This window comes from Scandinavium sp., from assembly GCF_051650185.1.
GTDB lineage: Bacteria > Pseudomonadota > Gammaproteobacteria > Enterobacterales > Enterobacteriaceae > Scandinavium.
The window spans coordinates 20,424-28,458 of record NZ_JBOFIN010000096.1; the positions used below are offsets into that span (position 1 = coordinate 20,424).

The following is an 8,035-nucleotide window of genomic DNA, read 5'->3' on the forward strand; positions in this document are numbered from 1 at the left end:
AATGTCATCTCAACCGAATCAAAGCCTGATCGATGGCATTCGCTGTCTGCAATACCTGGTCTCCAGTGGCCGGGCTATTGGCTGTCGCGAACTCGCACGTCTGATGGGTATCAACACCACTCGCGTCAACAGGCTGCTGATGACCATGGCCTCTATCGGGTTGACCATGCAGGATGAGCAGCGGCGCTATCTTCCCGGCCCCGGCATTCATGCACTTGCTGCGCAGGCCATTCGCGGCTCTGCGCTGTTTTCGCGCGCACTTCCCATTCTTGAACGCTCTGCGCCAAAAGATATCGTGGTGGCGGTTGGCGTGCTGTGGGAAGACCAGGTTATCTACATCTGGCACTCTGAGCCGGGTCATCAACTGAGCCAGGCGCTGGCGGGCTTCCACATGTTGCCTGCCTGGCAATCTGTCATCGGGATGTCTTTGCTCGCCCATGAAAGTGATGAGCAGCTTCAGCAGCGTTTTTCTGCGGAGCAGTGGCAACAGCTGGCGCCCCATGTTCATCAGCAGCGAGAGCTTGGGCATGTGGTCTGGCATCACAGCGATGGCGAAGTGTCGATGGCACAGCCATTGGGTGCTCACTCCGCCGCGCTCGCTTTCGCAGGCTTATGGCATCCCAACATGGATGAAGTTGAGCACCGGCTGCAGTCTCTTCATACGCTGTCTCAGGATCTGATGGCGTACAGCTAGTATGTTTCTTCTATAGAAACAGTTAATGATATGCAAAAAACAAGGCAAAGAACTGTGAGCGTGATCGCGTGTCTGTGCCGAAATAGCGTGTTGTTTGGGGAATAATTAATCTTTATTTGGAGAGTATGGGGGAATTAAAAGATTGTGTTAGCGTTATTTATACTTCATTAAGGCTAATGTTATATTGTTGTTGATATTAAGCCCGGCTAATGCAATTGTACGGGAACCCCTCCAAACTGGTGAGCGATTAATAATGTCGCAACACCCCCTCCTGCAATATAAGTATGAGACAAACCCGCACTGAGCATGAGATTATGTTGCTTAAAGCTGGAAAAAAAGGGTGATAATCTTTTGACACTTATCAGGCATTCGTTCTATTCTATTTATGGGGAATAGGACTTTTCTCATGAAATAGTGTTTTGATTTGTTAGTTACATTTTTAAATATTAATCACGTGGCTTGTTTTTATTTGACTCATTTAATCACCATGATGGTGAGTTTCAACTATGGAGAGTTTTTAAATGCTTGATGTATCAGAGAGTGCGGGCAAATCACGTCAGTTGCTTCTTATCACTCATCCTTCGGTTCAGGCGAATGCTTTTGCTAGCTATCTGTCTGATCTTCTTTCTGTTTATGTTGATGTTCATAATATCAATAAGCCGTTGACGCAGCGCCTGATGCGGGGCTCTGTCATCCTCTTTGATATTGCGGTATCGAATAAAAAACTGAATGGGATCTGGCGGGATATTATCCAGTCGCAGGTTGAAAACCCGCGTCTGCTTATTATCAATAGCGCCCAAAAGTACGAGCTCTACGAAATGGCCAAATGGCCAGCGCTGTATGGTGTATTTCGCCATGACGATGATGAATCGCGCTTAATTGAGGGCGTCAAAGCTGTGCTTCACGGCGAGCAGACGGCTGAATTGAGCGTGATGCACCCGGCAATGTATGCTGCGGAACACACATCCAGCGATGTAGACAATATTCCGCTGACAGAGCGTGAGTGCGAAATTCTCAATGAGTTGCGCGGTGGCGCAACGAATATGGATATCGCGCGTGCGTTGTTTATTAGTGAGAATACGGTGAGAACCCACCTGTACAATGTTTTTCGCAAACTGAGTGTGAAAAACAGAACACAGGCGGTGAGTTGGGCGAACGAGAATCTACGTCACTGATTTTTTTGCCAGTTTCCCTCTCCCCGAAAGGGGAGGGGGATTAAAAACTCTGCTCGAAAAAGCTTTCCAGAATGACGACCGCGGAAGCGGAGTCGACCTTTCCTTTGTTCAGCGCCCGATAGCCGCCTTGTTCAAACAGGCCTGCTTTCGCTTCTACCGTGCTGAGACGCTCATCATGCAGAATGATTTTCACGCCAAAGCGACCATGGATTTTATTGGCAAAGTTACGTGCGCGCGCGGTGAGCGGTTGTTCGGTGCCATCCATATTCAGCGGCAAACCGACGATCACCGCTTCAGGCTGCCACTCTTTTAGCAGTTTTTCGATAGCGTTCCAGTCCGGCGTACCATCCTGCGCCTTAAGTGCGCCAAGCGGACGAGCTGTGCCGGTGATGCGTTGCCCAACAGCAACGCCTATGCTGCGGGTACCAAAGTCGAAACCAATCAGTGTGCCGCTCATTATGCGTGCCCCGCCACACCGGACATGGTCTGGATATCAATCCCAATCAGACGAGCCGCATCACGCCAGCGATCGGCAATCGGGGTTTTGAACAGAATGTTCATATCTGCCGGTGCGGTCAGCCAGGCATTGTCGAGGATTTCCTGCTCAAGCTGGCCTCTCTCCCAGGAAGCGTAGCCCAGCGCAACCAGCACTTCTGTCGGTTGTTCCGCTGTGCCAATTGTCTCCAGCACATCGCGGGAAGTGGTGATCACCGTGTTGTCCGAAATGCGGATGCTGGAAGAAAAGGTCGACGGAGGCGTATGCAGAATAAAGCCGCGATCTTCTGCCAGCGGGCCGCCGAGCATGACGGGCTTATCGAGACGAATATCGGGATCGCGAGGATCGGGCGAAATCTTGAGTTTTTCCAGAATCCCTTCAACCTTCAGATTTTCCATCGGTTTGTTGATGATGATCCCCATCGCCCCGTCGTCATTGTATTCACAAATGTAGACTACCGCGCGGCGAAACATCGGATCCTGGAGAGCAGGCATGGCAATAAGAAAGTGGTGCTGTAAATTCATTGTCAGAGGTTCTGTTTCCTGGTTTAAAAAGCAACAACGGCCAGTATGCGGGGAAAGTGGGGCGCTGTCGAGTGAAGGCGGGATCCCTCCCGCCTTAGCGGTTACTTGCCCAGACGCTTTTCGATAGCGTCCATCAACATCCCGGTGATGGAGACAGGGAACTCTGCTTCGATTTCGCGGATGCAGGTCGGGCTGGTGACGTTAATTTCTGTCAGGCGATCGCCGATAATGTCGAGGCCAACGAAAATCAGCCCTTTCTCTTTCAGCGTTGGCGCGACTTTACGGGCAATTTCCCAGTCGCTTTCAGACAGCGGACGCGGTTCGCCACGGCCACCGGCAGCCAGGTTGCCACGGGTTTCGCCACCCTGTGGGATACGCGCCAGGCAGTACGGCACGGGTTCACCGTCAACAACCAGAACGCGTTTGTCACCGTCTTTAATGGCTGACAAATAGTTTTGCGCCATGCAGTAGCGGGTGCCGAGTTCGGTCAGGGTTTCAGCGATAACGCCGATGTTTGGGTCATCCTGCTTCACGCGGAAAATCGATGCGCCGCCCATGCCGTCCAGCGGTTTCATAATGATGTCACCGTGCTGCTGCCAGAAGGCTTTCAGCTGTGCTTTGTTGCGAGTGACCAGCGTTTCCGGCGTCAGGTCAGAGAACCACGCGGTGAACAGCTTTTCGTTACAGTCGCGCAGGCTCTGTGGTTTGTTAACGATCAGCGTGCCTTTTTCTTCCGCACGCTCAAGCACATAGGTTGCGTAGATATATTCGGTATCGAACGGAGGATCTTTACGCATCAGAATGACGTCGAGGTCGGCAAGCGCCAGATCCTGCTCGCCGTTGAAGCTATACCAGCCGTCATAGTTCTGCTCAACGCTGAGCAGGCGAGTCTGTGCGCGTGCTTCACCGTTAATCAGATAGAGATCGTTCATCTCCATATAGTGGAGTTCGTAACCACGACGCTGCGCTTCCAGCAGCATGGCGAAGCTGGAATCTTTCTTGATATTGATCTTCGCGATGGGGTCCATCACGATGCCGAGCTTGATCATTACTCTTCTCCTGTAACGCGAGTATTAGCCCAGATCGCCAAAACGCACCTGCAGTGCGGTGATGGCGGTGAGCGCAGTGGTTTCAGTACGCAGAACGCGAGGCCCCAACAGAATATCAGTAAACTGGTAACGCGCAGTCATGGCAATTTCCTCTGCCGACAGCCCGCCTTCCGGCCCAATCAGCAGGCGAACACGTTCCACCGGTAGCGGCAGCGTGTTGATGCTGGCGCTGGCGCGAGGATGCAGATTCAGTTTCAATCCACGCTCTTCTTCCGCACACCAGGCTTCCAGATCCATGGCCGGGCGAATTTCCGGCACCACGTTACGGCCTGACTGTTCACAGGCGGCGATGGCAATTTTCTGCCACTGCTGGAGCTTCTTGTTCAGGCGTTCGGCATCCAGTTTAACGCCGCAGCGCTCGGAAAAAAGTGGCGTAATGAGGCTTACACCCAGTTCAATGGATTTCTGGATGGTGAATTCCATTTTCTCCCCGCGCGACATGACCTGGCCGAGGTGAATGTGCAGCGGCGATTCGCGGTCATCGAGTTGAGCATTGAGCACATTCACCCGAACGCTCTTTTTATCCGCCTGAGTAATTTCAGCCTCAAAGACCTGATTGCTGCCGTCAAAAAGCTGAATCGCCTGGCCTTTACCCATGCGCAGCACACGGCCAACGTGATTGGCGGCGTCATCGCTCAGGGCAATTTCATGGCCTGCGGTAACAGGATCAGGGTGATAGATGCGGGGAATGCGCATAGGCTCAAAATTTCCGGATATCAGTTAACATTTGACGCTAGTGTAGGGTAGCTCTTTTGCGCCTGGCAAGCCTGCTGGACGTAAGGGTTATGATTGCCCTGAATTTCCGCGATTCGGGCATCGCGCTTGCACTCCCAGGCCGTGACCGGGTACATCTTATTCCAGGCAGTGAAGAGCTGCGTTTGCTGGCGCGAGAGCGTGAGTTTGTAGCGGTCACGCATATAGAAGTAGGTGCGGGCAATCGCACCGCGTGCGCGTTCCGGTGGCTCGGCAATTTTGCCTTTGAAATCCACCTTCATGGCGCACTGACCGTACTGGCCTTCGCCGCCATTCCACTGGCCGTACATGAAGTTATTACGATCGCCATTCACTTCACCCACTGCGGGTTGCAGATTGTGCATATCGCTTTCCATCTGGCGGTAAACCGGATCTTTCACGCAGTTTTTCCTGCCGCCATCTTGCCAACACTGACGCTGATGGCCGAATTGCCAGGCGGGCACCACGTGTTCCCACTCGACGCGGCTGGCGCGGGTTTCATTTTTACGCACTTTATAGCCGCACGACTCCAGATCGATAACGCCTTTTTTACCCTGCCAGTTGATTTTACAACCGCAGTAAAAATCGCCTGGGGCGTTGGCATTGACCTTCACGCCCGCCGCTTTGGCCTGAGAAAATGAGGTGATTCCATCGGCCAGGGCATGGCCTGAAAGGGCTGAGCTAATCAATGCCAGCGCCAGAAAAGATTTACGGGACATCACGAACTCCGTAGTAAAACGAGCCCGCAACGTACCGAAACAGATTGTCAGATGCAATCAGTCAGATCAGGAAAGTTCCAGTTATTTCCGAAGGTTACTTCTCAGCCACCAGAGGATCGCCGCAGTGAACGCAGCGGTAGACCGCCTCACCGCGCAGCACGCGATTGTGCCGACGAACGGTAAGCTGATGCTGCTGGCAGCCGCAGCGATAGGGGAAGGTGTTTTTGCGCACTGACTCCAGTTCAAACTGATGCGTACGACGTGCAGGCACACCAAGCACGCTTTCCATCATCCATTTCCACTCTTTTCCGTGCGGCGCGACACGGCCAAACCGCTTCCACACCAGCAGGTGTGCCAGCTCATGCGGCACGACTTCTTCAATAAACGCCTGTTGGTTTTCGAGGAGTAACACGGGGTTCAGACGGATTTCATAGTGCTCCAGCCACGCGGTACCCGCTGCGGTGCCACGCTGTTGCCAGGTGAGCTTCGGCTCCGGGTAATCGCGCCCGAGCTTCAGGTTTGCCTGGGCGAGTTTTTCCCGCAGGCTGCGCATGACAGCTTGCTGAACGGCGATGGGAAGGCGTGGGGTTTTCATAGCGGGGAAGGATAAAACCGCGGAGGTAAACAGTAAAGCCTTCTCATGCAGAGAAGGCTTTTTGTATTTACGCGCTCTCCCTCAAGGGTGTGTACGGTCCGGGGAGAGGACATCAGACCGCAACGATCTTAACTCTGCGCCCCAATCTCACGCAATGGACGGCCTTTCATCAGGTTGCGTTCGATATGTTCCAGCGACACGTGTTTGGTTTCCGGCACCAGCCACAGCGTCAGGATGATGAAGAACAGGTTCAGCGCGCCGTAGACCCAGAAGGTATTGGCGTTGCCGAGCGAGTTCAGCATGGTCAGGAAGGTCGCCCCGACAATCATGTTGGCAATCCAGTTGGTGGCTGTGGAGCAGGTGATACCAAAATCGCGGCCTTTCAGCGGCTGAATCTCAGAGCACAGTACCCAAATCAGCGGACCCGCACTCATCGCAAAGCCGACAATAAACATCAGCAGCATCGCGACAGCGAAGTACTGCGCAGAAGGCGAGTGGATGCCGTTGTGCATCATGGTGCCCAGCACGCCCATGCCGATGGCCATGACCAGGAAGCCCAGCACCAGCGTCGGCTTACGGCCCCAGCGATCCACCAGACCGATGGCGATAAAGGTCGCCAGCACGTTAGTGAGGCCGACAATCACGGTGCCCCACATCTGCTCTGTGGTGTTGGCGTAGCCCGCCAGTTCGAAGATTTTTGGCGCGTAGTACATGATGACGTTCATCCCGGTGAACTGTTGCATGACCTGCAGCAGCACGCCCAGGAACACCGCGCGGCGGAAGTTGCTGTTCTCTTTAAACAGCGCCCAGCCAGATTGTTTCACTTTCAGGCTTTCGCGGATTTCTTCCAGCTCGTTCTTCGCTTCGGCGCTGGTATCACGCAGGCGCTGAAGGACGCGCTCGGCATCGTTGAAACGACGTTTTGCGGCATACCAGCGCGGGCTGTCTGGCAGGAAGAACACGCCAATCAGCAACAGAACGGCTGGAATGATGATGACGCCCAGCATCCAGCGCCATGCGCCACTGTAGCTGAAGGCGGTATCTGACAGGTAAGCCGCGAGGATCCCGATGGTTATCATCAACTGGTACATCGAGATCATGCTGCCGCGGATTTTTTCCGGGGCGATCTCAGACAGGTAAAGCGGAGCCGTATAAGAAGCAACGCCGACGGCGAGGCCCAACAGCACGCGGGAGATCAGCAGCACTTCTACGTTAGGCGCGGCAGCAGAACACAGCGAGCCAGCAACGAACAGGATCGCGCCGATCATCAGGCTTTTTTTGCGACCAAGACGATAGGAGAGCCAGCCACTGCCGACGGCACCGACGGCGGCACCGAACATCATCGAGCTGACGACCCATTCCTGGGTGTGTGAGTCAATCTGGAATTCATGGGCGATGAACGGCAATGCGCCGGCAATCACGCCAATATCCAGGCCAAAAAGTAATCCCGCCAGGGCTGCGAGGAAGCAGACAAAAAACGTAATCGCTTTGTTGGAATATCCCTGTTTTTTATTGTCAGGCATTATGCCCTCCAGTTGGGTTATCAGTTTTATCAATGTAAAGGGTAGGTTAGGCAACCGTAAAAAGATGTGAGATAAATCACATTGGTGTAATCGGTTACACTAGTGTCAGGTTATGTAATTTGAATAATTTATTATTAATCAATGGGATGTTATGAATTTTCAAAGCGGGTAAAGTGCTTTTTTGAGACTTACCTGAAATGTGATGTAACAGCAGAACAATTCGGTTATCGCAAAGCGAAAAATCTTAAATTTGGCCTGAAGATATCAGTGTAATCGGTTTCATTGTTGTGCCCGGCGGCGCTGGCGCTTGCGCGGGCCTACAAGATTCAGTGTAGATACTGTTATGCCACGCAAGCATTTTCCATATGCTGAGTGGCATCGAAAGGGCGTCCTGATTTCAGGACGCCATACGCCACCTGCGCCAGCTTCCGCATCATCGCCCCGATTATTAGCTTCCCATTTTTCCCG

At 53.1% G+C, this 8,035-nt stretch carries 9 protein-coding genes and 1 pseudogene; 2 read left to right on the forward strand and 8 right to left on the reverse strand.

What is annotated here, in order from left to right:
- Window position 1: 1 nt before the first annotated feature.
- Together ACRCWW_RS12675 and ACRCWW_RS12680 are read left to right on the forward strand one after the other, a co-directional pair.
- Window positions 2-694 carry an IclR family transcriptional regulator domain-containing protein gene (locus tag ACRCWW_RS12675; protein ID WP_438682728.1) on the forward strand — a complete coding sequence of 231 codons (693 nt, stop codon included), beginning with the start codon at window positions 2-4 and terminating at the stop codon, window positions 692-694.
- A 521-nt stretch (window positions 695-1,215) separates the two neighbouring features.
- Window positions 1,216-1,869 carry a LuxR C-terminal-related transcriptional regulator gene (locus ACRCWW_RS12680; RefSeq protein ID WP_404659944.1) on the forward strand — a complete coding sequence of 218 codons (654 nt, stop codon included), beginning with the start codon at window positions 1,216-1,218 and terminating at the stop codon, window positions 1,867-1,869.
- 40 nt (window positions 1,870-1,909) lie between these two features.
- On the opposite strand, the gene ruvX is transcribed toward ACRCWW_RS12680, so the two are convergent.
- The 8 genes and pseudogenes from ruvX to ACRCWW_RS12720 form a co-directional block, all read right to left on the reverse strand.
- Complete coding sequence (gene ruvX / locus ACRCWW_RS12685; protein ID WP_438682729.1) at window positions 1,910-2,326, reverse strand: Holliday junction resolvase RuvX; 417 nt, start codon at window positions 2,324-2,326, stop codon at window positions 1,910-1,912.
- On the reverse strand, window positions 2,326-2,889 hold the full coding sequence (locus ACRCWW_RS12690) for a YqgE/AlgH family protein (RefSeq protein ID WP_438682730.1): 564 nt from the start codon (window positions 2,887-2,889) through the stop codon (window positions 2,326-2,328). Before ACRCWW_RS12690 ends, ruvX begins: the two co-directional genes overlap by 1 nt.
- A 101-nt stretch (window positions 2,890-2,990) precedes the next feature.
- Window positions 2,991-3,938 (reverse strand): glutathione synthase, encoded by a 948-nt coding sequence (gene gshB / locus ACRCWW_RS12695; RefSeq protein ID WP_438682731.1) that lies wholly within the window; start codon window positions 3,936-3,938, stop codon window positions 2,991-2,993.
- A 24-nt stretch (window positions 3,939-3,962) separates the two neighbouring features.
- Window positions 3,963-4,694 carry a 16S rRNA (uracil(1498)-N(3))-methyltransferase gene (rsmE, locus tag ACRCWW_RS12700; RefSeq protein ID WP_438682732.1) on the reverse strand — a complete coding sequence of 244 codons (732 nt, stop codon included), beginning with the start codon at window positions 4,692-4,694 and terminating at the stop codon, window positions 3,963-3,965.
- Between the two features lie 20 nt (window positions 4,695-4,714).
- On the reverse strand, window positions 4,715-5,449 hold the full coding sequence (gene endA / locus ACRCWW_RS12705; RefSeq protein WP_438682733.1) for a deoxyribonuclease I: 735 nt from the start codon (window positions 5,447-5,449) through the stop codon (window positions 4,715-4,717).
- A 94-nt stretch (window positions 5,450-5,543) separates the two neighbouring features.
- Window positions 5,544-6,044: a SprT family zinc-dependent metalloprotease gene (locus ACRCWW_RS12710; protein WP_438682734.1), complete on the reverse strand. Its 501-nt coding sequence runs from the start codon at window positions 6,042-6,044 to the stop codon at window positions 5,544-5,546.
- A gap of 128 nt (window positions 6,045-6,172) precedes the next feature.
- Complete coding sequence (locus ACRCWW_RS12715) at window positions 6,173-7,567, reverse strand: sugar porter family MFS transporter (RefSeq protein ID WP_438682735.1); 1,395 nt, start codon at window positions 7,565-7,567, stop codon at window positions 6,173-6,175.
- 341 nt (window positions 7,568-7,908) lie between these two features.
- Window positions 7,909-8,035 (reverse strand): annotated as a pseudogene (locus ACRCWW_RS12720) (IS110 family transposase); the annotation flags it as partial.

Excerpts from the sequence above, each read along its gene's own strand:
- ACRCWW_RS12675 (WP_438682728.1), top strand. The coding sequence starts at position 2 with ATGTCATCTCAACCGAATCAAAGCCTGATCGATGGCATTCGCTGTCTG.
- ACRCWW_RS12680 (WP_404659944.1), top strand. The coding sequence starts at position 1,216 with ATGCTTGATGTATCAGAGAGTGCGGGCAAATCACGTCAGTTGCTTCTT.
- ruvX (WP_438682729.1), bottom strand. The coding sequence starts at position 2,326 with ATGAGCGGCACACTGATTGGTTTCGACTTTGGTACCCGCAGCATAGGC.
- ACRCWW_RS12690 (WP_438682730.1), bottom strand. The coding sequence starts at position 2,889 with ATGAATTTACAGCACCACTTTCTTATTGCCATGCCTGCTCTCCAGGAT.
- gshB (WP_438682731.1), bottom strand. The coding sequence starts at position 3,938 with ATGATCAAGCTCGGCATCGTGATGGACCCCATCGCGAAGATCAATATC.
- rsmE (WP_438682732.1), bottom strand. The coding sequence starts at position 4,694 with ATGCGCATTCCCCGCATCTATCACCCTGATCCTGTTACCGCAGGCCAT.
- endA (WP_438682733.1), bottom strand. The coding sequence starts at position 5,449 with ATGTCCCGTAAATCTTTTCTGGCGCTGGCATTGATTAGCTCAGCCCTT.
- ACRCWW_RS12710 (WP_438682734.1), bottom strand. The coding sequence starts at position 6,044 with ATGAAAACCCCACGCCTTCCCATCGCCGTTCAGCAAGCTGTCATGCGC.
- ACRCWW_RS12715 (WP_438682735.1), bottom strand. The coding sequence starts at position 7,567 with ATGCCTGACAATAAAAAACAGGGATATTCCAACAAAGCGATTACGTTT.